The following is a 24810-nucleotide window of genomic DNA, read 5'->3' on the forward strand; positions in this document are numbered from 1 at the left end:
GATCCATGCACAACGACACGATCTCCGAAACGATCACCGACCGCACCGAGCTCTTCGCCCACCTCGCCGACCCCGCCACGGCCGCGACGTTCTTCGAGCGGGTGGCCGACGACGTGTCCTGGACGGTCGAGGGCACCCATCCCCTCGCCGGGCACTACGCGTCCAAGACCGCCTTCACCACCGCGACCTTCGACCGCCTCGGCCCGCTCATGCGGGACGGGGTCCGGCTCGAGGTGGTCGACCTGCACGTCGCGGGAGACGTCACGGTCGCCGAGTTGCACGCGACGTCGACGACCCTCGACGGAGCCCCCTTCGACAACGACTACTGCTGGGTCTGCCGGTTCGACTCCCCCGAGCCCGACGCCCGCATCGTCGAGGTCCGCGCCTACCTCGACAGCGCGATGGTCGCGTGGACGGTGAACCGCAACGAGGCGCTGAAGTCGGGCTGACCCGCACGGCGGCGTGTCCGCCCCGGTCGCGCATCACGGGACCAGCGGTGGTCGGGCCGTGCCGGTCGTCCTCCGCCCGATCGAACCCGCCGGGCAGGAGCCCGACGCGGGGCCGGGCCGCCCGCGGATGCGGTGCCGCCCGCCGCTGACCGATCGCCACCTCTGGGTCGTCGCCGACGAACGGTGGTCAAGCGTGTTCTGCAACCCACGTTCACACCCGGCCCGACCCGGCGGATCAGCCTCTTGCGGACCGAGGCGCTGCCTCCGCCGGCGCGAGGCGCAACACCACTCCGAGGAACGACGGAGAAGGGCTTGACCCGAGCGACGGCGATGGTTAACTTCGCACCCGCGAAACGTGAACGACCTGAACGCCAGAGGGACGGCGAAGGATCGAGACGAGCGGGAGGGTGATCATTAGAGAAGCCCCCGGACATCTGGATCAGTAGAAGTGTCTCTGTAGTTGCGGGGCCCGGCCATCAGGCCGGGCCCCGCACGGCGTCATGGGTCATCGACGGTTGCGGGCAGTGCCCACGTACTTTCCCAGCGCAAAGGCAAGCCCGATCACCACGAGGCTTATTCAGGCCCCGTGAAATAACGATCTAGCCCGGCGTGTCGGGTTGGGCGACAGCCCGTCCATCGCGAATATTGGTTTGCCGAATCAATCCGAGATGAACGGGCTGCCGCAGTATGTACTATACCACTGGTTTCCGGCGTGATGAAATTCAGGATCTTGTCGCTATAGTGTATGAGCAGGATCAGCGGGACGCGACGGAGGCATGTTTGTCTTGGCCGCCGGTTCTGGGGTTGTTCTGGTCGGTGGTGATCACGTTGGCGTATCTGCGCGGGAATCGTGTGCAGTGGGAGTTGGCGGAAACCTATGGGGTGTCGCAGTCGACGGTTAGTCGAGCGATCACGGGGGTGACACCGTTGCTGGCACAGGCGCTGCGGAGTGTCGTTCCGACGGCAGAGGAGCTTCGTGCCGATCGGCAGTACATCATCGATGGAACCTTGCTGCCCTGCTGGTCATGGGCCGCGGTGCCGGGTCTGTGGTCGGGCAAGCATCGCACCACCGGCGTCGTCGTCCAGGTCGCAGCCACCCTGGAAGGGCAGCTGTCGTGGATCTCCGACCCGACCCCAGGCTCCCGACACGACCTATATTGCCTCGACCAATCCGGCGCCCTCGACCACCTCGCCACATACCCCCCGATCGGCGATAAAGGATACATCGGGCGCGGCATGCTCACCCCGTTCAAAAAACCACCCGGCCGGGAACTTCTCGACTGGCAAAAAACATTCAACAAGAGCCTCAACCACACACGCGCCACCATCGAACGAGTCATCGCCCATATCAAAACGTGGAAAGTTCTCCACACAGACTACCGGCGGCCCTACGCCACATTTAAAACGACAATCTCGGCAGTCATCGGACTCATCTTCTACACACTTACCTGACGGAGCCTGAATAAGCCTCCACGAGTGCAACGACTCCCCCGATCACGGCACGCACAAGTGGGGAGTACTCACCGAAATAGCTCTGGACCACGGTGGCGACCAGCAGTACGGCAACCACTGCACCTGTGGCCGGGTAGATCTTCGGCACCTTCTTGCCCTTGTCCGAACCGGTGGACTCGTTCACCCACGTGCCCCCTCTCCCGTGACTTCCGTCCTTGTAGCGCAGACCTGACCGAAGTGCTAGTCGGGCACGGGTGCCACTCACGTGAACCGTCGGCTGCTCGTAGCACAGGCCTCGCCGCCGGTGTCCGGCGGTGGGACGGGCAATCGTCGAAGTACGGCTCGCGTGATCACGGCGACCATCCGGTACCGGGCCGACCGGAGGCGACGTGGTCCGGTCGCCCCGCGCGGCTGACCAGAGCACCCGAACGCCGGGCCCGGTCGGCCCGCTGGAGCGACCAGGTCCCGTCCCGCCCCCGCACCGCGCACGAGTGCCACGGGGTCATCCATGCGTCGTCGGCCGGGACCAGGCGCACACCCAGCTTCGACGAGCCGGCCGGATGCGGGTGGATGGACAGCCGCACGCCGTCGGGGAACCGATCGGCGACCAGCGCGCTCCAGGCGTTGCTGCGGGCCACGACCCGGTAGCCGCGCTCCCGGGAGCGGCGCTGCAGGGCGGCGCGGCTGCCCTCGTGGTCGCCGGCGTCCTCGACGAGGAAGCGCACGATCCCCAGGTAGAGCGCGCGTTCGGAGGGGTCGGCGCGGCAGCGCTCCCGCAACTGCTCGACCGACGGCGCCCACAGCCGGTCGAGCAGCGCACGGCGTTCGGAGTGGCTGCGATCGGGGTAGGCGACCGACAGGTCGAAGAACTCGAAGCCCGGCAGCCGCTCCGCCGCGGCGAGTTCGCGGAGTGCGGCGCCGTAGTCGTCGACGTGCCCGTCGGGCACTCCGATGAGGTCGGCGAAGACGTGCCCGTCGGAGCAGACGAGCACCCGCGCACCCGGTTCGTGCACGGCGGCGATCTCGGCCCGCACGCGGTCCAGGTGGTGCAGCGACAGCCGCTCCCCCGCGTCGGGCAGCCGGCCGAGCACCTTGGCCGGGTTCGGAGACTTGCAGGGGAACGCCGGTAGCACCAGCCGCAGTGGTGTACCGGCGGTGACGGCGGCCCGGATCTGGGCGCGCTGCGGGTCGAAGGCGGAGGGCTCGGGCGCCGGCTCGTCGCGCGGGGCGCGCCGGTGGCGCAGCAGGATGTCGAGGACGTCCTCGACGACGGCGTCGGTGCGGGTCCGGTCGGTGACCGGGTCCGGGGCACAGGCGATCAACGATGCTCCGATCGGCGGGTCGCCACGGGTGACGACGGCGTGGTGGGTGTCGGTCGGGTCAGCGGGCGTGCGACGACGCGTCGTGGGTCACGCGGAGTGCGCGGACACCGCGGCCCAGCACGGCCGGGGTCCAGTCGAGCGCGGCGGGATCGGTGGCGAACCGCATGCCGGGCAGCCGGGCGAGCAGGGTGCCCAACGCGATCTGCAGCTCGACGCGGGCCAGCGCGGCGCCAGGACAGAAGTGGATGCCGTGTCCGAACGCGAGGTGCGGGTTCGGGCTGCGGTCGAGCACCAGCTCGTCGGCTCGGTCGAAGCGGCGCGGGTCGCGGTTGGCCGCGCACAGCGACACGATCACCGAGTCCCCGGCGGGGACCTCGCGGCCGTGCAGCTCGTCGGTCTCGGCGAGGAACCGCCAGGTGGTGAGCTCGAACGCGCTGTCGTAGCGCAGCAGCTCCTCCACCGCACGCGGGAGCAGCTCCGGGTCGGCGGCGAGGCGGTCGAGCTCGTCGGGGCGGTGCAGCAGCGCGACCAGCGCGGTGGTGATCTGGTTCGTCACCGGCTCCTGCCCGGCCACGAGCAGCTGGAAGACCATGGAGTCGAGCTGCTCCGCGGTGAGCTCGTCGGCGTCGCGGGCGGCGACCAGACGGGTGAGCAGCCCGCCGCCGGGCAGGTCCCGCACGCCGTCGACGACCCGCGCGATGTAGTCCTGCAGCCCGTGCAGCAGCCCCTCGTAGTGAGCGCGGCGCGGGTCGGTGGGCCCGACCGGGGCGACGACGCCGCCCCACTCCCGCCGGAACGCCGACGCCAGCTCGTCGGGCAGCCCGATCGCCAGGGCCAGCGCGGCGAACGGGAAGTGGGCGGCGAACCCCGCGACCAGGTCCACCGGTCCGTCGGTGCACGTCAGGTCGTCCAGGAGCCGGTCGGCGATCTCCTGCAGCCGTGGGCGCAGCTCCTCGGCAGCCCGCGGGGTGAAGGACTCGGTCACCAGACGTCGCATCACGGTGTGGGTGGGCGGGTCCTGGTGCAGCAGGTGGACCTGCAGCTGGGAGTGCTGCGGTTCGGGCATGATCGACGCCCGCGCCCGCCAGCGGTCGTTGCCCAGGCGGTGGTCCTTGCCCAGGCGCCGGTCGTTCAGGGTGGTGTGGGCGGCGTCGTAGCCCGTGACCAGCCAGGCGTGCACACCGCTGGGGAACGCCACCCGGTGGATCGGGCAACGGCGGCGCAGCTCCCCGTAGAGCGGGTAGGGGTCGCGCTTGTAGTCCGGGCCGTAGAGCGGGACCGGCTCGGTCTCGTGGTGGGAGATCATCGGTGTCCTCTCAGATCCGCAGCGCGGGCCGCGCGACGTCGAGCCACAGGGCGAGGTCGACGACCCGCTCCAGGCGAAGCCGGGTGCCCCAGTCGAGCCCCTCGGCGGGCGCGTCGAGCAGCGGGTCGATGCGGGTGCGGTCGACGACGTCGGTGACGCCGTCGACGGTCAGGGCGTCGCGGGCCAGCTCCTGCAGCCCGGTGGCGTAGCCGGGGTCGTGGGTGGCCGGGTAGTGGTTCTTGGCCCGCCACAGCACCGAGTCGGGCAGGTGCTTCGCACCCGCTCTGCGCAGCAGCGACTTCTCCCGGCCGTCGCGGGTCTGCTCGCTCCACGGGACCGGGAACGCGTACTCGACGAGGCGGTGGTCGCAGTAGGGCACGCGGACCTCCAGGCCGTGCGCCATCGACAGCCGGTCCTTGCGGTGCAGGAGCTGACGCACCCAGCGGGTGAGCGAGAGGTGCTGCAGCTCGCGCGAGCGGTGCTGCTCGGGTGACTCGTCGTCGTGGTGCGGGACGGCGGCGAGCGCGTCGGCGTAGGTGTCGGCGCGGAACTCGGCGAGCCGCATGACGGCCGCGAGGTCGGGGTGCAGCGGGACCGCCGCGTCGTCGCCGGTGACCAGCAGCCACGGGAACGTCGCCGCGGCCCGCGGACGCTCGGCGTGGAACCAGGGGTAGCCGCCGAACACCTCGTCGGCGGCCTCCCCGGACAGCGCGACCGTCGAGTGCTCGCGGATCCGACCGAACAGCAGGTACAGCGAGGTGTCCATGTCGCCGACGCCGATCGGGGAGTCCCGGGCCGCGACGACGGCGCGCCGGTGCTCCAGGTCGAGCAGCGCCGCCGGGTCGAGCACGGTCACCGAGTGGTCGGTGCCGATGTGCGCCCCGGCCTCGGCCGCGTAGGGGGTGTCGTGCCCGGTGCGCAGGACGTCGCCGGTGAACTCGCGGGCCTGGTCGGTGTAGTCGACGGCGTAGGAGCGCAGCACCGCGTCGGGCCCGTGGCGGTCCCGGAGTTCTGCCGCGGCGAACGCGGTCACGACCGAGGAGTCGAGCCCGCCCGAGAGCAGGCTGCAGATCTCGACGTCGGCCTCCAGCCGGGACCGGGCGGCCCGCTCGACGAGCGCCGCGACGTGGTCGGCGGTCGCCTCGGGGCCGTCGGTGTGCTCACGCAGCTCCAGCTGCCAGTAGCGGCCGGTGCGCACGCCGTCGCCGTCGAACAGCAGCCACCCGCCGGGCTCGACCTCCGCGACACCGGCGTAGACGCCGGGCCAGGTGGAGAACAGCAGCGAGTAGCCGTCGCGCAAGCTCTCGACGTCGGCGACCGGGTCGATACCGGGGTGGGCGAACAGGGCCTTGGGCTCGGAGCCGAACGCGACGCCACCGGTCGGGGTGCGGGCCCAGTACAAAGGTTTGACGCCGAGCCGGTCGCGGCCCAGTACGAGCCGGCCGGTCGGCTGGTCCCACACCGCGAACGCGAACATGCCCTCCAGCCGGTCGAGCACGGCGAGCCCCCACTCCCGGTACCCGGCGAGCACGACCTCGGTGTCGCTGCGCGTGTCGAACCGGTGCCCGCGCGAGCGCAGCTCGGCGCGCAGCTCGTGGTGGTTGTAGACCTCACCGGAGTAGGACAGGACGGTGCGGGTGCCCTCGCTGCCGGCGAGCATCGGCTGCACGCCACCGTCGAGGTCGATCACCGCGAGGCGGCGGTGCCCGAGCGCGGCGCGTTCGTCGTGCCACACCCCACCGGCGTCGGGCCCGCGCAGAACCTGGGTCGCGGCCATGGCCTCGGCGACCGCGCGGAGCGCCGCCGGGTCGGCGACGGGAGCGGGCTCGGCCAGGCCGGCGATGCCACACATCAGGGGATCTCCTCGGTGGTGGGACGGTCGCGCTGCCCGATCAGCAGCAACGCGGCGACGACGGCCGTGAGCGCCGTGACGACGAGGGCGGGACGGGTGGCGAGCACCGTGCCGTCGGTGTTCCAGGCGAGCGCGGCGGCGGCCGGGCCGACCGCGAAACCGAGGGCGCGGGCGCACTGCACGCCGGCGCCGGCGGTCGCCATCCGGTCCCGCGCGGCCCCGGCGAGGACGAGCACCTGGGTGGGGCCGCCGTAGAGCCCGGTGCCCAGTCCGGCCAGCGCCACCCGCCAGGCGACGTCGACCGGGGTCCAGGACCCCCCGTCGGGCAGCGCGGCGAGCAGCGTGAAGCCGACCGCGGCGAGGGCGACGCCCGCGACCGCGACCGCGCGCGGGGAGAAGCGGTCGGCGAGCCGGCCAGCTGGCGGCCCGGCCACGACCATCCCCAGCGGGAACGCCAGCAGCGCCAGCCCCGCGGCGGCGGGACCGGAGCCCCCGGCCTGCAACCCGACGGCGACCAGGTACGAGGCGGCCGCGAACGCCCCGGCGAGCAGGGCCACGGCGGCGGCGGGCGCGACGCCACGCGGCCGAAGCGCCGCGGCGACCGCGCGAGCGCCGGGGCGCGACGCCGAGGTGACGAGCGCGGCGACCGCGACCACGACCGCCGCGGCCACCACCGCCGGACCGGCGAGAACACCGGTGGCGACGGCACACACGAGTCCGAGACCGGCGACGAGCAGTGCGGCGTCGACCAGATCCGCCCGGTCCGGCCCGGCCAGCACCCCGGCCGGGATCCTGGACCGGCGGACCAGCACGACCGCGACCAGCGACAACGCGACCACCGGGACGAACGCGACGCGCCAGCCGGCCAGCTCGATCATCGGCCCGCCCACCGCGGGACCCAGCACCCCGCCGATCGGGCCGGCCGTCGCGGGCACCGCCATCGCCCGGCCCCGACGCTGCGGGGCGACCGCGGCCACCGCGAGCACCGGCATGAGCACCATCAGCACCGCGCCGCCGGCACCCTGCAGGACGCGCAGCCCGACCAGCACCGGCAGCGACGGCGCGACCACGGCCGTGAGGTTCGCGGCGGCGAAGACGCCGACGGCGGTGAGCAGCGCGGGGCGCACGGCGACCCGGTCCAGCCACCGACCCGCCGGCAGCAGCAGCGCCACGGCCGGGATCGCATACGCCAGCACGACCCACTGGACCGACCGGGGATCGGCGCCGAATCCCTCCGCGATCCGCGGCAGGGCCACGGTGACGACGTTCATGTCGAACATCGCCGTGAACGACAGCAGGCCCGCCACCGCGACCGCGGCCCGGTCGTCACGCACCTGCCCGGCCGGCTCCGACGCCGTTCCGTCCTCGACCACTCCACCTCCGATCGCCACACCGTCGAGTGACGAGTCGTCACCACACGTGGTCGGGTTCCCGGGCGATACGGCCGAACGGCGCGATCCACGTCACACGTCGTGACGACGACCGGAGGAACTGATCGACCGCGGACGCCGACTGGTGAGGTGTCCAGGACGAGTACGGCATGAAGGACGTGTGCGGGTGCGACGACACCGACGGACGATCACGACGGCAGTGGCCGCCCTCGCCACCACGGTCCTCCTGCTGGCCGGGTGCGGCAGCGGCGCACCGGCCGCCCGCGACCACGCCGGTCACGAGGGCATGGACGGGGGCGGATCGTCGGCGGGCGGTGCCGGACACCCGGCCGCACCCGCCTGCCCTCCGGTGCCGCAGCTCGCGGCCCCGCCCCGGCGCGTGGTCACCATGGACGGTGGCGCCGCCGCGATCCTGACCGAGCTCGGCCAACGTGACCGGATCGTCGGCACCGCCGCCCCGGACTTCTTCGCCGCCTTCACCGGCGCCGAGCGGACCGAGCTCGACTCGATCCCGGTGCTGGACCCCGGACAGGGCAGCACCGAGTCGGTCGTCGCGGCGAAGCCCGACCTCGTCGTCGGGATCTCCAGCTACAGCTTCGGCGGTTTCGACGGCACCCCCTCGGTGGAGCGGCTGCAGCAGGCCGGCGCCGCCAGTCTGGTGGCCTGCGAGGACGCACCCTCGCCGGTGCAGGACATCGATGAGACCTACACGTTCATCCAGCAGGTCGCGACCGTCTTCGGCGCGCAGGAACGGGGCACGCAGCTGGTCGACCGGATCAAAGCCCAGGTCGCCGCGGCGGCACCCGCCCCCGGCACCGCGCCGGTCCGGGTGCTGGCGCTGTCCTCTGCCCCGCAGACCGCCCAGCCGCTGATGACCCAGGGCGGCTCCGGCCTCGCCAACGGCATCATCACCCTCGCCGGCGGGCAGAACATCGCCGCCGACCAGGACGCCGACTTCGCGAGCCTGTCCGCCGAGCAGGTCGCCGCGCTCGACCCGCAGGCGATCGTCGTGATCACCGGGTTCTCCCCGCAGAGCGACGCCGAGCTGACCGCGGCCATCCGGTCCAGCCCCGTCCTCGCCTCGACGACCGCGGTGCGCGAGAACCGACTGGTCACCGTTCCGCAGTCGATCACCCTGTCCCCCAGCGTGCTCAACGGGCAGGCCGTCGCCACGATCGCCAAGGGCATCCACGGCACCGGATGACCACCCACGACGAGACCGCGCGGACCGGCAGGCCCTCCGGAGGTCCGGGCTCACCCCTGCCGTCCCCGGCTCCCGCGACCGGCGGCCTGCTCGGCCGGGTCCCGCCGGCGGCGGTGCTCACCGGGCTGCTGCTCGCCCTGCTGGCCTCGGTCGTCGTGGCGATCGGGCTCGGCCCCGTGTCGATCCCGCCCGGCAGGGTGCTCGACGCCGTGACGGCCCACCTGGCCGGGGGTTCCTCCGGGATCGACCGGGCCGAGGACTTCATCGTCTGGGAGCTGCGTACCCCGCGGGTGCTGCTCGGCGTCGTCGTCGGGGCGGGGCTGGCCGTCGCCGGGCTGCTGGTGCAGGCGATGGTCCGCAACCCGATCGGCGACCCCTACATCCTGGGGCTGTCGTCGGGTGCCTCGGTCGGCGCCGTCCTGGTCATCACCACGATCGGGACCGCGACGGCCGGGCTGTTCACCCTGCCCGCCGCCGCGTTCGCCGGTGCGGTGCTCACCGGGGTGGGCGTCTTCGTCCTGTCCCGGGTCCGTGGACGGCTGCACGCGACCCGGATGGTGCTCGCCGGCGTCGCGGTCGGGCAGCTGCTCGGTGGTGTCACCTCGTTCCTGCTGCTGCGCACCCGCAACACCGATGCCCAGCAGCAGGTCCTGTTCTGGATGCTCGGAAGCCTCGCCGGGGCCCGCTGGGACCTGCTCGGGTTGTCCGCAGCGGTGGTCGGGGTGCTGCTGGTGCCGTTGTGGTGGCAGGCGAACCGGGTCAACCTGCTCGTACTCGGCGAGGACGCGGCCTCGGCTCTCGGTACCGACCCGACCCGGCTGCGAGCGGCGCTGTTCGTCCTCACCGGGCTGCTCACCGGGGCGGTCGTCGCGGTGTCGGGCAGCATCGGGTTCGTCGGACTGGTCGTGCCGAACCTGGCCCGGCTGCTGTTCGGCGCCGACCACCGCCGCACCCTGCCGGTGTGCGTGCTGCTCGGTGCGCTGGTCGTCGTCTGGTCCGACACCGCCGCCCGTCTCGTGCTCGCCCCGACCGAGCTCCCGATCGGCATCCTCACCGCCGCGATCGGCGTGCCCTTCTTCCTGTACGTGCTGCGCCGCAGCGCGGCCGGGGCGGTGGGGGTGTGAGCTCCCGGCTCGTGATCGACGGCGTCAGCGTCGGCCACGGCGGGGACCCGGTCGTGCACGACGCCACCCTGACCGTCCCCGACGGCGCGGTGCTCGCCCTCGTCGGGCCCAACGGATCGGGCAAGTCCACCCTGCTCAAGAGCCTCTACCGGGTGCTCAAGCCAGTGCGCGGGCATCTGCTGCTCGGCGACGACGACCTGGTCGCGATGCCGCACCGCGACAACGCCCGCGCGGTCGGGGTGCTCTCCCAGGACGACCCCGGCGGGTTCGACTTCACCGCGTGGGAGGCCGTGATGCTCGGTCGCTCCCCGCACCTGGGCACGTTCGGGCGTCCCGGCCCCGGCGACGCCGCCGTCGTCGCCGACGCGCTGGAGCGCACCGGCTGTACCGCGTTCTCCGCCCGCCCGCTGTCGGAGCTGTCCGGCGGGGAACGCCAACGGGTGCTCCTCGCCCGTGCGCTGGCCCAGCAGCCCCGGGTCCTGGTGCTCGACGAGCCCACCAACCACCTCGACCCCCGTCACCAGCTCGGAGTCCTGCGGCTGGCGAGGGACCTCGGGATCACCGTCGTCGCCGCGCTGCACTCCCTCGACCTCGCCGCCCAGTACGCCGACCTGGTCGCCGTGCTGTCCGCGGGCCGCATCGCGGCACTGGGCGCACCGACCGAAGTGTTGACCCCCGGGCTGCTCGCGGCGCACTTCCGGGTCGACGGCTCGATCGTCGCGGACCCCGTGACCGGGGCGCCCCGGGTACTGCTGCGGGAGCTGGACGCCGGTCGGGCCGCTGAGTGACCGCACCGGCACCCGGCCTGCTCATCTCCGGATTCGCTCGCGCTCGGCACCGGGGTCGCGGCAGTATCACGGCTCGTGGAGACGAACCCCTGTGACGGCCGCCGGGCCGCCGACCGCCGTGGCGCGGCGATGCCGCTGCACCGGTGATCGACGAGAGCGGAGACCGGACGGTCCGCCGGGTCCGCATCACCCAGCTCGTCGGGTCCACCGTCGACGGCGCCGTTCTCGCGACGGCGGTGCTGTACTTCAGCACCCGGGTCGGGTTGGCGGCCGAGACTGTCGGGCTCGTGCTCGCCGTCGCGGCCGCGTGCGCACTGGGTTTGTCCGTGCCCATCGGGGTGCTGGCCGACGCTGTCGGTCTGCGCCGGGCGGGCGTGGCGCTGAGCGGTCTGGTCGTGGTCTCGCTCGTGGTCTACGCCCTGGCCGGCGGGCTCGTCTCCTACGCGGCCGGGGCGATCTGCTTCGTCGTCGCGCAGGCGGGGATCGGCGCGGTCCGCCAGGCCGTCGTCGCCGCGGCGGTGGCACCGGAGGACCGCGTACGAGCCCGGGCGGCGCTGCACGCACTGCTCAACGCCGGGATGGGACTGGGCACGGTGTGGGGCGCGGTCGTCCTGGCCGCCGACTCGGCGGCGCTCTACCGGGCGACGTTCGTCGGGGGCGCCGCTGCGGCACTGGTCTGCACCGTCCTGTTCGCCGGGCTGCCCGCGACGGCCCCGACGAGGGGCGGGACGGCGCCCGGGGCTCGCCGCCCTGCGTGACGGCCGGTTCGTCACGGTGACCGGCCTGTCGGCGCTGCTGCAGCTCACCATGCCGGTGCTCAGCGTGATCCTGCCGCTCTGGGTGGCTACCAGGACCGGTGCCCCGGAGTGGGTCGCTGCCGTCGCGCTCGGGCTGAACACGATCCTGGTCCTCCTTCTCCAGACCGCCTGGGCTGCGAGGATCGGCTCCGTCACGGCCGCCCGGCGCTCGGCCGTGACGGCAGGGACCGCACTGCTCGTCTCGTGTGTCCTGATCGGACTCGCGGGCAGCGTAGGCGGGGCGGTGCTGCCCACCGTGCTCGTGCTGATCGGGGTGACGGTTCTGACCGCGGGCGAGATCGGGGCGGGCGCGGCGACGTGGTTCGTCGCGTTTCGCTCCGTCCCGGAGGGCGCCCAGGGCCAGTACCAGGCCGTGTTCGGGATGGCGGCCTCGTTCGCGCGGATCATCGGACCGGCGCTGGTGCTACCGCTCGTCCTCGCCACCGGCGAGATCGGGTGGTTGGCGGTCGGCGCCGTGATGGCCGCCGCGGGAATCGTGCTCTCGGCGATCACCGGGCGATCCGACCGAACTCCGCCGCAGCTCGGCTGATCGGAGACCATCGCACGCGCTCACCGGTAGATGCCGATGTCACCGTCCGGTCCGGGACTACGGCATCTGCCGGTCGATTCGGCGTGCGGCCAGGCTGGTCTCACTGCCCCGACGGCAGCCACCCCTCCGGGAAGGACCGACCATGACCACCGCCACCGACCAGGACGTCGAGCTGCGCCCCTTCCGCATCGACGTCCCGCAGGCCGCGCTCGACGACCTGTCCGACCGCCTCGCCCGCACTCGCTGGGCCCCGGAGCTTCCGGGCGTCGGTTGGGAACGCGGCGTGGCGATCGGCCACGTGCGCGAGCTGGCCGAGTACTGGCGCACGACCTACGACTGGCGAGCGCACGAGGCGGCCCTCAACGCGTTCCCGCAGTTCACCACCGTCATCGACGGCCAGGAGATTCACTTCCTGCACGTGCGCTCGCCCGAACCCGACGCCATGCCGCTGCTGATGTGCCACGGCTGGCCGAGCTCTGTCGTGGAGTTCCAGCGCGTCATCGGCCCGCTCACCGACCCCCGGGCGCACGGCGGGGACCCGGCGCACGCCTTCCATCTCGTGCTGCCGTCGCTGCCCGGGTTCGGCTTCTCCCCACCGGTCACGGAACCGGGCTGGGGCATGGTGCGGACCACCGCGGCCTTCGCAGAGCTCATGCGTCGGCTCGGCTACTCCCGGTACGGCACACAGGGCGGGGATGCGGGCGCCGGGATCGTCGCGATGCTCGCCGGCCTCGCGCCGATGGCCGGCGGCCAGGTGGCCGGGATCCACCTGAACGGCCCGTCGAGCTTCGGGCCGCCCGCGGACGAGGCCGGCTGTGACAGGCTGCAGGAGGTGCTCGCCGATCCGGACGCGGAGCTGTCCACCTCGGCGGGGCAGGAGCTGATCACCGTCCTGTTGCACGGTGCCGCGCTCTCCGGTCGGGTGCCGGCCGCCTCCGTGGCGGGGCTCGGGGCGCGGCTGCTGCGGATCGTCCCGGCCCACGAGCTGGATCCGACCGGCGCGCTGCCCGAGCTCCTGGGACTCGCACTGGTGGCGGCGGACCGGGCGGGGTCGCTGGCGCACCGGATCGCCGAGCAGCAGGGAGCGGCGGCGGGCGCCGGCCGTTCCGCGGATCTGCACGCCCTGCTCGCACTCGCGCGTGGCCGCGAGGTCCGTCTCGCCCCCCGCGATCCGGACGCGCCGGTCACCCCGCTCGCGGTGGCCCTGACGGCCACCGCCGTGGTGAAGGAGATCCGGATCCGGGGCACCGACACCGACACCGACCTCGCACGTCCGCGACTGCCCGAGCGCGCGATGCACCGGCTGCGCCGCAGCGGTGCGGCGTCGGCCGCCGGGGACCTCCCACTGGCGCTGGAGTGCCTGCTCGACGCCGGTCGTCACCTGGACCACCTGGGCTGGCGCAATCCGGCGGTGTTCCCGTGGCGTGGGCGGGCCGCCCTGCTGGCCGCCCGGCTGGGCGAGGTCGGCACCGCCCGCGACCTCGCCGAGACCGAGCTCTCGCTCGCCACGAGCTGGGGGGCACCGGCCGCACTCGGCCGTGCGCTGCGGGTCCGTGCCGAGCTCGCCGAGGGGCCGGAGCGCCTGCGCCTGCTGCGCTCGGCGTCGGCGGTACTCGCGGACTCCGAGGACGGCGCCGAGATCGACCGGGTCACGGTGGCGCTCGAACACTGTCCCGATGCCGTCCCCCGGCCCGGGGCTGCCGGCGGGGGGTCGGTCCCGCCCCGACCCGTCCCCCGCCCGGTGCTCGCCCCGCGTCCCGCGGCAGGCGCACCGGCAGCGTCGGCCGAGGCGCCGCTCGGCGCCGCCGTCGCGGCTCGTGCCGGCTCGTCACGGTCCACGGGGACCGGGGCCGGCCGGCTCACCGCGGGCGAGCAGGAGGCCGTGGCCCTGGTCCGCGCCGGGGCCTCCAACCAGCAGATCGCGCAGCAGCTGAGGGTCAGCCGGCGCGCCGTCGAGAAGCGCCTCACCAGCGCCTACCGCAAGCTCGGAATCGGTGGCCGCGGCGACCTCGGCCCGGGCTGAACGCCGGCGAGCCGCTGTCACCCGGCAGGAGTCGGATACTGGTGATATCCGCACATGACGTCCCCGACACTGGTCGTCATGAACAGCGGTCGCGCCGTAGATGACATTCTGATGTACGTCGCGTCCGAACTCGATGACGAATTGCCGCGCCATGTCGCGTGAGACACGGAATCGACGGATCGGCCCCGCCCCCGGAATGACGGTCAGCGTGCTGAGCAACGGGTGGATGGAAATCCGGCTCGCCGGAAGTCCCGACACGCTCCTCTGCACCGCCGCGCAGACGGCGATGTGGGTCAGCCTCAGCCGGGCCCAGTGGGTCCTGGGCGATGCCGCCCTGGAGCTGGCCCGCGCCTGGCAGGCCGATCCCTGGGTCGTCCGCGACCGCATGACGGGATGACTGGCCGAACTCGCCGCGAACGGCTTCGTCCGCCTCCTCGACCGCACCTGACCTGCGGCGATGGTCGCCATGACTCCAGCATGACCACGGTATGACCGTGACATGACCCGACCCCGGGTCTGCCGTGCAGGTGCCCCGGGTGAGCCCCCGACGATGCCGCAGACCGTATTGAGGAAACCCCCAGAATCCACCCCTCCACACCGTAGTGATACCCATCACACACCGCCCCCTCTCGCCACCCGGCCGAGTGACTGCACAGCCACAGTGTTAAGCGCTTGCGGCCACTCCGCGTTGACGCTCCGGCGTAACGGTTCATAACGTCGGTGGAAGCCGTTCGGCGTAAAGAGTTGATCCTCCCGAACACGCCGGGATCCCGATTCGCAGGGGAGCGACATGAACCAGTCGACGACAGGGACACGCTCGTCACAGTCACGCGGCCCCGGGGCGCACCAGTCCTGCATGGTGTCCCTGGACCGATCGCTGCGGATCGTCGCGGCGAATCAGGAGATGTTCCGGCGGTTCCGTCAGCAGCTGCAGGAGGACCTCTGCGGGTCGGCGTTCTGTGACCTGCTCGACCCGAGCGTGCGGACCGCGGTGCACGGTCGGCTGCAGCGACTGCTCGACGGTCAGCAGTCCCGGTTGAAGGACACCACGGTCACGCTGCAGTCCCCCGAGGGGCAGCTCCAGGGCGAGCTGACCGCGACCCCGTTCGCCCGCGGGGCGGGCCGGATCGAGGGCGTCATCGCCGTCCTCGCGCCGCACGCCGAGCGCGGCGCGCCAGTCCCGCGACCGCGCCGGATCCTGTCCGACATGGACGCCAAGATCCTCGAAGGGGTGGCATCGGGGGCGTCCACCGTCCAGCTCGCCTCGACGCTGTTCCTCAGCCGCGGCGGGGTGGAGTACCACGTCACCTCCCTGCTGCGCCGCATGAAGGTCAAGAACCGTCCGGCGCTGATCTCGAAGGCGTACGCGCTCGGGATGTTCGAGATGGGGTCGTGGCCCCCGCAGGTCGTCGCCGACCACGTGAAGTGAGCGGAGCCGACCGACGGAGGGATGGACATGACCACGACCAGGGACGGCGTCGGCACGACCGGGGACCCCACCGAGCCCGACCTGCGGTCGCGGGTCGGTGAGCTCGCCGAGCTGCGTGAGCAGGCCCGCAGCGGCCCGTCGGCGCAGGCGACCGCGGCCCAGCACGCCCGCGGGAAGCTCACCGTGCACGAACGCCTCGCACTGCTGCTCGCCCCCGGTTCGTTCCGGGAGATCGAACGCTTCCGCCGGCACCGCGCCCACGGGTTCGGGCTCGAGGACCGCCGGCCGCACTCCGACGGCGTCGTCACCGGCTGGGGGCGGATCGACGGACGGACGGTCTTCGTCTACGCCCACGACTTCCGCATCTTCGGCGGCTCGCTCGGCGAGGCCCACGCCAGCAAGATCCACAAGGTCATGGACATGGCCGAGGCGGCCGGGGCACCGCTGATCGCGCTCAGCGACGGGGCCGGGGCCCGCATCCAGGAGGGGGTCACGGCGCTCGCGGGATACGGCGGGATCTTCCGCCGCAACGTCCGCTCGTCCGGGGTGATCCCGCAGATCAGCGTGATGCTCGGGCCGTGCGCCGGCGGCGCCGCCTACTCCCCCGCACTCACCGACTACGTGTTCATGGTCCGCGACGTCGCGCAGATGTACATCACCGGGCCGGACGTCGTGTCCGCGGTCACCGGTGAGGACATCGACCACGAGGGGCTCGGCGGCGCGCACGTGCACGCGACGCGGTCGGGTTCCGCCGGCTTCGTCCACGACGACGAGGCCTCCTGCTTCGCCGACGTCCGGCACCTCGTCTCACTGCTGCCGTCCAACAACCGGGAGGCGCCACCACGGGTCGAGACCGGTGATCCCGCCGACCGGCCCACCCCGTCCCTGCTGGACCTCGTCCCCGCCGACACGACGCGTGCCTACGACATGCGCGCGGTCGTCGCGGAGATCGTGGACGACGGCGACCTGTTCGAGGTGCACGCGGACTGGGCGCCGAACATCGTCTGCGGGTTGGCCCGGCTCGACGGGCACACCGTCGGGATCGTGGCGAACCAGCCGGCCTCGCTCGCGGGCGTGCTGGACATCGCGGCCTCGGAGAAGGCGGCCCGCTTCGTGTCCACCTGCGACTCGTTCAGCATCCCGCTGGTCACGCTGGTCGACGTGCCGGGCTTCCTCCCGGGCGGCGACCAGGAGCACCGCGGGATCATCCGGCACGGCGCGAAGCTCCTGTACGCCTACTGCAACGCCACGGTGCCCCGGGTGCAGCTGATCCTGCGCAAGGCCTACGGCGGTGCCTACATCGTCATGGACTCCCGCTCCATCGGCGCCGACGTCTCGCTGGCGTGGCCGACCAACGAGATCGCGGTGATGGGCGCCGAGGCCGCCGCGAACGTCGTCTTCCGGCGGGAGATCGCCGGCTCGCCGGACCCGGAGGCGACGCGGCTGCAGCGGATCAAGCAGTACCGCCAGGAGCTGATGCACCCCTACTACGCGGCCGAGGCCGGCCTGGTCGACGACGTCATCGATCCCGCCGACACCCGGTCCGCCCTGGTCGACGCCCTGGCCGTGCTGCGTGCCAAGCGTGCCGACCTGCCGTTCCGCAAGCACGGGAACCCGCCCACGTGAGCGGCCGCACGACCGCGGGCACCGGCTCCCCCGGGCCGGTGCCCGCGGCGGTCCACGTCCTGCGCGGGCGACCGGACGACGCCGAGCTGGCGGCGCTCGTCGCCGCCGTCCTGGCCGCTCGGCGGCCCGCCCCCGCCACCGCCGCGCCGCAGGCCCGGCCGGTGTCGTGGGGCGGCCCGCCCGGGTTCGTCGCTCCCACCAGCTGGATCGGTCCGGGCTGACGGCGTCGGTCCGGGCTCGCTGTCTCGGACCGGGCCGGCACCGCCCCGGCCGACGCGGCACTCATCGCCGACGCGGCGCTCACCGCGGGCACCTGCCCGCGATGAGCGCCGCGCCCTCAGCCCTCGTGCGGGAAGGACCGGACCGCGTCGATGATCGCGTCCTGGTCGGCCGTGGACAGCCCGGTGTGGGTGGGCAGGTAGAGCCCGGTCTCGGCGTAGCGGTGTGCGGCGAGCTCCGGCCAGCGCGGGTCGAGGTACATCGGCTGACGGCTCATCGGCTTGAAGAACACCCGGGTCTCCACGCCCGCGGAACTCAGGTGCGTGCGCAGGTCGTCACGGCGTTCGTGCAGCAGGTCGTACATCCACAGCACGTCGCGCGGGGGCATGCGGGTCAGGCCCGGCACGTGTTCGAGGCCGGCGTCGTAGCGCTTCTCGATCTCCCGGCGGCGCTCGAGGATCTCGTCGAGGGCCTCGGTCTGGGCGAGCGCCACGGCGGCCTGCAGGTTGGTCATCCGGAAGTTGAAGGCGAGCTTGCGGTGCAGGAACGTGTGGTCGGGGTCGAACGTCATCCCCCGCAGGTGCGCCATCTGGGCGGCGAGGCGCGGGGAGTCGGTCAGGCAGATCCCGCCCTCCCCCGAGGTGATGATCTTGTTGCCGAACAGCGAGAAGCAGGCGATGTCCCCCACCGGGCGGACGCCGTGGGCCTCGGCCGAGTCCTCGACGACGGAGAGGTTGTAGTCGTGCGCCAGGGCCATCACCGCGTCCATGTCGCAGCGGCGGCCGTAGACGTGCACCGGCATGATCGCCCGGGTGCGCGGGGTGATGGCCTCCTCGATCCGGGTGACGTCGATGTCGAGGTCGTCGGCGCAGTCGACGAAGACCGGCGTGGCGCCGTTGTAGGTGACCGCGAACGCCGAGGCGATCATCGTGAACTCCGGGACGATCACCTCGTCCCCTGGCCCGATGTCCAGCGCGCGCAGGGCCAGGGTGAGGGCGGTGGTCCCCGACGAGCAGGCCACGCCGTGGGCGGATCCGTTCCAGTCGGCGAAGGCCCGCTCGAACCGGGCCACGTAGGGGCCCTGCGAGGAGATCCAGCCGGACTCGACGGCATCGGTGACGTAGTCGCGTTCCCGGTCGGTGAGATACGGCTTGGACACCGGATGGACGATGGTCATGGGCTCCTCGCAGGGGCTGGTGCGGACGGTCTCCCGGCGCGACGCTAGGTCCGCGGCGCCCCGGAATCGCCTAGTACGGGGTGCCGCGGGACCCGGATCGCTCACCCGTCGCCGAGCTCCTGGTCGAGCAGGGCGAACATCTCGTCGTCGGTGGCGTCGGCGAGGTCGACCGAGCCCGCGCTCGCGCCGTCGCGGGCGTGGCGCACATCGGCCCAGCGGTCGCGCAGCGCGTCGAGCCGGCCGGTGACGGTGCGGTGCAGCCGGTCGTCGGCCTCGATCCCGGCCAGGGCACGTTCGAGCCGGTCGAGCTCGTCGAGCAGGGTCTCGGCCGCCGACGGCGGGTCGAGGTCCAGCTGGTCGAGGACGTGCGCGGCGAGCTCGGCGGGGGTCGGGAAGTCGAACACCAGCGTCGCGGCGAGCCGCAGTCCGGTCTCGGCGGAGAGCCGGTTGCGCAGCTCGACCGCGGTGAGCGAGTCGAACCCGAGGTCGGTGAACGCCCGGTCCGGTCCGATCGCGGACGCGTCGCCGTGGCCGAGCACCTCGGCGGCCCGCTCCCCGATCAGCGTCTCCACGATGCGGGTGCGGGTGCCGGCGTCGGCCGCGGTGAGCCGGGCCAGCAGCTCGGCGGCCCGGGCCGGGTCGGGGGCGCCGCCGGCGTCGGTGCGGGGCCGGACCAGCCCGCGCAGCAGCGGTGGCACCTCGCCGCGGGCGGCGACCGCGGCGGTGTCGAGCTGCAGCGGCAGCACGACGGCGGACCCGGCCGCGGCGCCGGCGTCGAGCAGGGCGAGGCCCTGCTCGACCGGCAGCGGCGGCAGTCCCGCGCGGGCGAGCCGCTCGGCGGCGACGTCGTCGAGCATGCCGGGCCCCCGCCAGGTTCCCCAGGCCAGCGAGACGGCGGGGAGGCCCGCGGCACGACGGCCCGCGGCGAGCGCGTCGAGGAACGCGTTGCCCGCGGCGTAGTTGCCCTGTCCGGGGTTGCCGAAGGTGCCGACGGCCGAGGAGAACAGCACGAACGTGTCGACGCCGGTCGCCAGCTCGTGCAGGTTCCAGGCGGCGTCGACCTTGGGCCGCAGGACGTCCCGTACCCGCTCGGGGGTGAGCCCGGCGAGCGTCGCGTCGTCCAGGACGCCCGCGGCGTGCACGACGGCGGTGACCGGGTGCTCGTCGAGGACGCGGGCCAGGGCGGCGCGGTCGGCCGCGTCGCAGGCGAGCAGCGTGGCCCCGGTGCCGAGCGCGCGGACCTCGTCCAGCAGTTCGGCGGCGCCGGCGGCGTCGGGTCCGCGCCGACTGAGCAGCACCAGCGTCCGCGCCCCGCGCTCGGCGAGGTGCCGGGCGACGGCACGGCCGAGGCCGCCGGTCGCGCCGGTGAGCAGGACGTCGGCGTCCCGCCACGGGTCGGTGCCCGTGGGCAGCTCGGTGCGGACGAGACGCGGCACGCGGACCTGCCCGTCGCGGACCCGGGTCTCCGGTTCGCCGACCGTGAGTGCGCGGGCCTCCGTGTCTCCGGGTGCCGTGTCCGGGTCGAGGTCGAGCAGGCCGATCCGGCCCGGGTGCTCCGATGCCGCGGAGCGGACCAGGCCGCGCACGGCGGCCACGGCGGGGTCGTCGCCCCGGGTGACGACGACGAGGCGTCCGTCGCCGTCGTGTGCGGCCCACTCCTGGAGCAACGCCAGCGCACGCCGGGTGAGTGCGTGTGCTCGTGTGGCCTCGGTGCCCTCGGGGCCGGCGTCGAGTGCGACGAGGACGGTGCCGCCGCCGGTGGCGGTGAGCGCGGCCGGGTCGGCGTCGTGGGTGTCCACCCAGGACAGTCCGGCGAGCGCGAACGGGTCAGGCCCGACCTGGGTGACGGGGCCCGTGGTGCCGGTCCCGCCGCCGGGGGCCTCGACGTGCTCGACGAGGTAGGCCGTCGGTGCGCCGCCCAGCCGGGAGCGGTCCAGCGGGCGCACGGTGAGCCGGTCGACGGTGACCACGGGCGCGCCGGTGGCGTCGGTGACCAGCACCGACATGGCGTCGCCGGTGGGGCGCAGCCGGGCCAGCGCCGCGCCGGTGCCGGAGCGGTGCACGGTGACCCCGCTCCAGGCGAAGGGCAGACCGCCCGCTCCACCGGATCCGTCGCCGGAGAGCATCCAGGCGTGGAGGACGGCGTCGAGCAACGCGGGGTGCACGCCGTAGGCGGCGTCCCGGACGTCCTCGGGGAGCCGGACCTCGGCGTAGACGTCGTCGCCGTCGCGCCAGGCGGAGGTCAGCGCCCGGAAGGCGGGGCCGTAGGCGAAGCCGCGGTCGGCGAGGACGTCGTAGCCGCCGTCGAGCGGGACCGGGACGGCACCGGCCGGGGCGTTCGCGGTGTCGCCCGGCGTCCCGCCGGTGCCCGCCGGGGCCAGCAGGCCCTCGGCGTGCAGCGTCCAGGGGTCGTCGCCGCCCGGGCGGGAGTGGACGGCGACGGTGCGCCTCCCGTCGGCGCCGGGCTCGGCGACGGTGACCTGGAGCCGGATCCCGCCGTCGGGGACGACCAGCGGGGCGGCCAGGGTCAGCTCGTCGATGTGCGGGCAGCCGAGCCGGTCCCCGGCGCGGGCTGCGAGCTCGACGAAGGCGGTGCCGGGCAGCAGGGTCGCGCCGGCGACGACGTGGTCGGCGATCCAGGGGTGGGTGCCCGCGGACAGCCGGCTGGTGAACACGACCGCGTCGGACCCGGCCAGGTCGACGGCCGCGCCGAGCAGCGGGTGCCCGGCGGTGCTCAGCCCGAGCCCGTCGGCGTCGCGGGGCAGGGCCGACGGCGACGGCCAGTACCGGCGGTGCTCGAAGGCGTAGGAGGGCAGTGCGGTGCGTCGTCCGCCGGGGGCGGTGGCGGCCCAGTCGACGGTGCCGCCCGCGGTCCAGAGCCGGGCGAGCGCGGTGAGCGCGGTGGCGTCCTCGGCCCGGCCGTCGCGCAGCAGCGGTGCGGCGGCCGCGTCCGGTACGAGGTCGGCGAGCATCGCGGTGAGGACTCCGCCGGGTCCCACCTCCAGGAAGCGGGTCACCCCGGCCTCGGACAGCGCGGTGACGCGGTCGGCGAACCGGACCGTGTCCTGGACGTGCGCGACCCAGAACTCCGGGTCGGTGACCTTGGCGGTCGCCTCGCCGCCGACCTCGATCGGTAGTTCCGGCTCGTCGAAGGTCAGCGAGCCGACGACGGCGCGGAAGTCCTCCGCCATCGGCTCCATCAGCACCGAGTGGAACGCGTGCGAAGTGTTCAACCTCTTGTGACGGAACCCCTCCGCCACCGCCAGGACCTCGGCCTCCACACCGGACAGCACCACCGACGACGGACCATTCACCGCCGCCAACGACACCCCGGAGGACAGCAGCGGCAATACCTCGGCCTCGGAGGCCTGCACCGCCACCATCACCCCACCCGACGGCAACCCCTGCATCAACCGCGCCCGGGCCGCCACCAACACCGCAGCATCGGACAACGACAACACACCGGCCACATGCGCAGCGGCGATCTCCCCCACCGAATGCCCCGCGAGCCGGTCGACCCGGACTCCCCACGACTCCAACAACCGGAACTGGGCGACCTGCAGGGCGAACAACGCAGGCTGGGCGACACCGGTCGCATCCAGGGCAGCGGGGTCGTCGGAGAACACGACCGCGCCCAGATCCGTCAGCGCGGGGTCCGCGTCGGCGAGCTCAGCCAGCACCGCGTCGAACGACTCGGCGAACACCGGGAACGACGCGTACAACTCGCGCCCCGCGCCAGGACGCTGTGAGCCCTGACCGGAGAACACCACCGCGGTGCCACCCGGCACGACAGCGCCCCGCGCGACCTCCGACGGTCCGGTCCCGTCGTGCAGCAACACCGCACGGTGGTCGAACACCGCACGGGTCGTGGCCAGCGAGAACGCCACGTCCACCGGACGCGCGTCGTCCAGCACCGACATCTGCGCGACCTGCCCGTCGAGCGCGGTCGCGGTGCGCGCGGACACCGGCCAGGCGACGACCCCCGCCGGCTCGACGGTCGGGTCGGACGTGTCGGCGGGAGCGGGTGCGGCCTGCTCCAGGATCACGTGGGCGTTGGTGCCGCTGATCCCGAACGAGGACACCGCGGCACGGCGGGGGCGCCCGGTCTCCGGCCACGCGGTCCGCTCGGCGACCAGCTCCACCGCACCCGCGGACCAGTCCACGTGCGACGACGGGGTGCCTGCGTGCAGGGTGGCCGGCACGGTCCCCCGCCGCATCGCCTCCACCATCTTGATCACACCCGCGACACCCGCGGCGGCCTGGGTGTGCCCGATGTTCGACTTCACCGACCCCAACAACAGCGGGACCTCACGGTCCCGCCCGTAGGTCGCCAGCAACGCCTGCGCCTCGATCGGGTCACCCAGCGCGGTACCGGTGCCGTGGCCCTCGACCACGTCGACGTCGCCGCTGGTCAGCCCGGCGGAGGCGAGCGCGTCGCGGATCACCCGCTGCTGCGACGGGCCGTTCGGGGCGGTCAACCCGTTCGACGCACCGTCCTGGTTCACCGCCGACCCGCGCAGCACCGCCAGGACCTCGTGCCCGTTGCGGCGGGCGTCCGACAGCCGCTCCAACACGACCAGACCGACACCCTCACCCCACCCGACACCGTCGGCGTCGTCGGAGAACGCCTTGCACCGGCCGTCGACGGACAGGCCCCGTTGACGTGAGAACCCGATCAGCGCACCGGGGGCGGACATGACGGTCACCCCGCCGGCGACGGCGAGATCCGACTCCCCCGCACGCAGCGCCTGCGCCGCGAGGTGCAGGGCGACCAGCGACGACGAGCAGGCGGTGTCGACGGTGACCGCGGGCCCCTCGAAGCCGAAGGTGTAGGACACCCGGCCGGACGCGACGCTGCCGGAGCTGCCGGTGACCTGGGTTCCGGCGTCGGAGCCGTCGAGCAGGGTGGCGTAGTCGTTGTACATGACGCCGGTGAACACCCCGGTCCGCGAACCGCGCAACGCAGCCGGGTCGATCCCGGCGTTCTCGACGGCCTCCCAGGTGGTCTCCAGCAGCAGGCGGTGCTGCACGTCGGTGCCGACCGCCTCGCGCGGGCTCATCCCGAAGAACGCGGGGTCGAAGTCCCCGGCGTCGTGCAGGAAGCCGCCGTGGCGGGTGTAGGCCGTGCCGGGGTGGTCCGGGTCCGGGTGGTAGAGCGCGGCGAGGTCCCAGCCACGGTCGGCCGGGAACCCGGTGATCGCGTCGGTGCCGCTGTCGACGAGCCGCCACAGGTCCTCGGGTGAGGCGACCCCGCCGGGGAACCGGCAGGCGGTGCCGACGACGACGACCGGGTCGTCGCCGGTCGCCAGGGTGGCCCGGGTACGGGGGCCGGGCACGGCGTCGGTGGTGCCGGACAGCTCGGCGTCGAGGTGGCGGGCCAGTGCGGTGGCGTTCGGGTGGTCGAACACCAGTGTCGCGGGAAGGTCGAGACCGGTGACGGTCTGCAGGTGGTTCCGCAGCTCGATCGCGGCGAGCGAGTCGAACCCGAGGTCGTTGAACGACCGGTCCGGGTCGACGGCGTCGGCATGGGCATGGCCGAGGGCCGACGCGACACGATCCCGCACCAGGGTCAGCAGCGCGGCGGCGCGGGCGTCGGCGTCGAGGCCGGCGAGGCTCCCGGTCAGGGCCGCGGCGCCGGTGTCGGCGGTGCGGCGTCGGGTCGTGCCCGCGGTGTCGCGCAGCAGGGCGGGCACGGTGTCGGTGCGGGCCCGGACGGCCCGCCGGTCCACGATCATGGGTGCGACGACGGGGACGTCGGTGGCGAGCGCCGCGGAGAACAGCAGCTCGCCGTCCTCCTTCCCGACCGGCGGGACGCCGTGGGCGACCATCCGCGCCCGGTCGGCGTCGGACAGCCAGGCGCCGAGTCCGGCGCCGACGTCCCACAGGGAGAACGCGGTGGCGGTGGCCGGGAGTCCCGCGGCGTGCCGGTGCGCGGCGAGGGCGTCGAGGAACACGTTCGCGGCGGCGTACCCGCCCTGCCCGGCGGCGAGCACCTGCCCACCCGCCGAGGAGACCAGGACGAACGCGGCCAGGTCGGCACCCGCGGTGAGCTCGTGCAGGTACCAGGCCAGGGCCCCGGCAAAGTCGTGATGGGTGGGTCC

19 protein-coding genes and 1 pseudogene are annotated in these 24810 nt (G+C 73.6%); 13 read left to right on the plus strand and 7 right to left on the minus strand.

Annotated elements, in window-relative coordinates:
- Positions 1-5: 5 nt before the first annotated feature.
- Together KPL59_RS02235 and KPL59_RS02240 are read left to right on the plus strand one after the other, a co-directional pair.
- Positions 6-449, plus strand: a complete 444-nt coding sequence (locus KPL59_RS02235) for a nuclear transport factor 2 family protein (protein ID WP_226351693.1) — start codon at positions 6-8, stop codon at positions 447-449.
- A gap of 687 nt (positions 450-1136) precedes the next feature.
- Positions 1137-1901, plus strand: a complete 765-nt coding sequence (locus KPL59_RS02240; RefSeq protein WP_226359754.1) for a transposase — start codon at positions 1137-1139, stop codon at positions 1899-1901.
- Here the strand turns inward: KPL59_RS02240 and KPL59_RS02245 are convergent.
- The 5 genes from KPL59_RS02245 to KPL59_RS02265 form a co-directional block, all read right to left on the minus strand.
- Entirely contained in the window at positions 1894-2085 is a 192-nt protein-coding gene (locus KPL59_RS02245) for a hypothetical protein (protein ID WP_226359755.1), read from the minus strand. The two genes, KPL59_RS02240 and KPL59_RS02245, sit on opposite strands and share 8 nt — an antisense overlap.
- A 166-nt stretch (positions 2086-2251) precedes the next feature.
- A complete protein-coding gene (locus KPL59_RS02250) occupies positions 2252-3223 on the minus strand; it encodes an isocyanide synthase family protein (protein WP_226359756.1) in 972 nt (323 codons plus the stop codon).
- 58 nt (positions 3224-3281) lie between these two features.
- On the minus strand, positions 3282-4529 hold the full coding sequence (locus KPL59_RS02255) for a cytochrome P450 (RefSeq protein WP_226359757.1): 1248 nt from the start codon (positions 4527-4529) through the stop codon (positions 3282-3284).
- A 10-nt stretch (positions 4530-4539) separates the two neighbouring features.
- On the minus strand, positions 4540-6381 hold the full coding sequence (gene asnB, locus KPL59_RS02260; RefSeq protein ID WP_226351496.1) for an asparagine synthase (glutamine-hydrolyzing): 1842 nt from the start codon (positions 6379-6381) through the stop codon (positions 4540-4542).
- A complete protein-coding gene (locus KPL59_RS02265) occupies positions 6381-7754 on the minus strand; it encodes an MFS transporter (protein ID WP_226351497.1) in 1374 nt (457 codons plus the stop codon). The genes asnB and KPL59_RS02265 overlap by 1 nt, the downstream gene beginning before the upstream one ends.
- Before the next feature lie 184 nt (positions 7755-7938).
- Between KPL59_RS02265 and KPL59_RS02270 the strand changes: the two genes are divergently transcribed.
- From KPL59_RS02270 to KPL59_RS02320, 11 genes and pseudogenes are all read left to right on the plus strand, one after another.
- Positions 7939-8976: an ABC transporter substrate-binding protein gene (locus KPL59_RS02270; RefSeq protein WP_226351498.1), complete on the plus strand. Its 1038-nt coding sequence runs from the start codon at positions 7939-7941 to the stop codon at positions 8974-8976.
- Positions 8973-10100 carry an iron ABC transporter permease gene (locus KPL59_RS02275; RefSeq protein ID WP_226351499.1) on the plus strand — a complete coding sequence of 376 codons (1128 nt, stop codon included), beginning with the start codon at positions 8973-8975 and terminating at the stop codon, positions 10098-10100. The genes KPL59_RS02270 and KPL59_RS02275 overlap by 4 nt, the downstream gene beginning before the upstream one ends.
- Positions 10097-10888 (plus strand): ABC transporter ATP-binding protein, encoded by a 792-nt coding sequence (locus KPL59_RS02280; RefSeq protein WP_226351500.1) that lies wholly within the window; start codon positions 10097-10099, stop codon positions 10886-10888. The genes KPL59_RS02275 and KPL59_RS02280 overlap by 4 nt, the downstream gene beginning before the upstream one ends.
- Positions 10889-11031: 143 nt before the next feature.
- Positions 11032-11646: an MFS transporter gene (locus KPL59_RS02285; protein WP_226359758.1), complete on the plus strand. Its 615-nt coding sequence runs from the start codon at positions 11032-11034 to the stop codon at positions 11644-11646.
- Positions 11647-11662: 16 nt separating this feature from the next.
- Positions 11663-12235 carry a hypothetical protein gene (locus KPL59_RS02290; RefSeq protein ID WP_226359759.1) on the plus strand — a complete coding sequence of 191 codons (573 nt, stop codon included), beginning with the start codon at positions 11663-11665 and terminating at the stop codon, positions 12233-12235.
- A 142-nt stretch (positions 12236-12377) separates the two neighbouring features.
- A pseudogene (locus tag KPL59_RS02295) lies at positions 12378-13034 on the plus strand (epoxide hydrolase family protein); the annotation flags it as partial.
- Between the two features lie 495 nt (positions 13035-13529).
- Positions 13530-14258, plus strand: a complete 729-nt coding sequence (locus KPL59_RS02300) for a helix-turn-helix transcriptional regulator (RefSeq protein ID WP_226359797.1) — start codon at positions 13530-13532, stop codon at positions 14256-14258.
- A gap of 196 nt (positions 14259-14454) precedes the next feature.
- Positions 14455-14655 carry a hypothetical protein gene (locus tag KPL59_RS02305; RefSeq protein ID WP_226359760.1) on the plus strand — a complete coding sequence of 67 codons (201 nt, stop codon included), beginning with the start codon at positions 14455-14457 and terminating at the stop codon, positions 14653-14655.
- Between the two features lie 459 nt (positions 14656-15114).
- Complete coding sequence (locus KPL59_RS02310; protein ID WP_226359761.1) at positions 15115-15687, plus strand: LuxR C-terminal-related transcriptional regulator; 573 nt, start codon at positions 15115-15117, stop codon at positions 15685-15687.
- A 21-nt stretch (positions 15688-15708) separates the two neighbouring features.
- On the plus strand, positions 15709-17313 hold the full coding sequence (locus KPL59_RS02315) for an acyl-CoA carboxylase subunit beta (protein ID WP_374111582.1): 1605 nt from the start codon (positions 15709-15711) through the stop codon (positions 17311-17313).
- Positions 17310-17534: an acyl-CoA carboxylase epsilon subunit gene (locus tag KPL59_RS02320; RefSeq protein ID WP_226359763.1), complete on the plus strand. Its 225-nt coding sequence runs from the start codon at positions 17310-17312 to the stop codon at positions 17532-17534. The genes KPL59_RS02315 and KPL59_RS02320 overlap by 4 nt, the downstream gene beginning before the upstream one ends.
- Positions 17535-17650: 116 nt before the next feature.
- On the opposite strand, the gene KPL59_RS02325 is transcribed toward KPL59_RS02320, so the two are convergent.
- A complete protein-coding gene (locus KPL59_RS02325) occupies positions 17651-18709 on the minus strand; it encodes a DegT/DnrJ/EryC1/StrS aminotransferase family protein (protein ID WP_226359764.1) in 1059 nt (352 codons plus the stop codon).
- A gap of 101 nt (positions 18710-18810) precedes the next feature.
- Positions 18811-24780: a type I polyketide synthase gene (locus KPL59_RS02330; protein ID WP_226359798.1), complete on the minus strand. Its 5970-nt coding sequence runs from the start codon at positions 24778-24780 to the stop codon at positions 18811-18813.
- Between the last annotated feature and the right edge of the window lie 30 nt (positions 24781-24810).

The sequence above is a fragment of the Pseudonocardia sp. ICBG1142 genome, assembly GCF_020496255.1.
In the GTDB taxonomy this organism is placed as follows: Bacteria; Actinomycetota; Actinomycetes; order Mycobacteriales; family Pseudonocardiaceae; genus Pseudonocardia.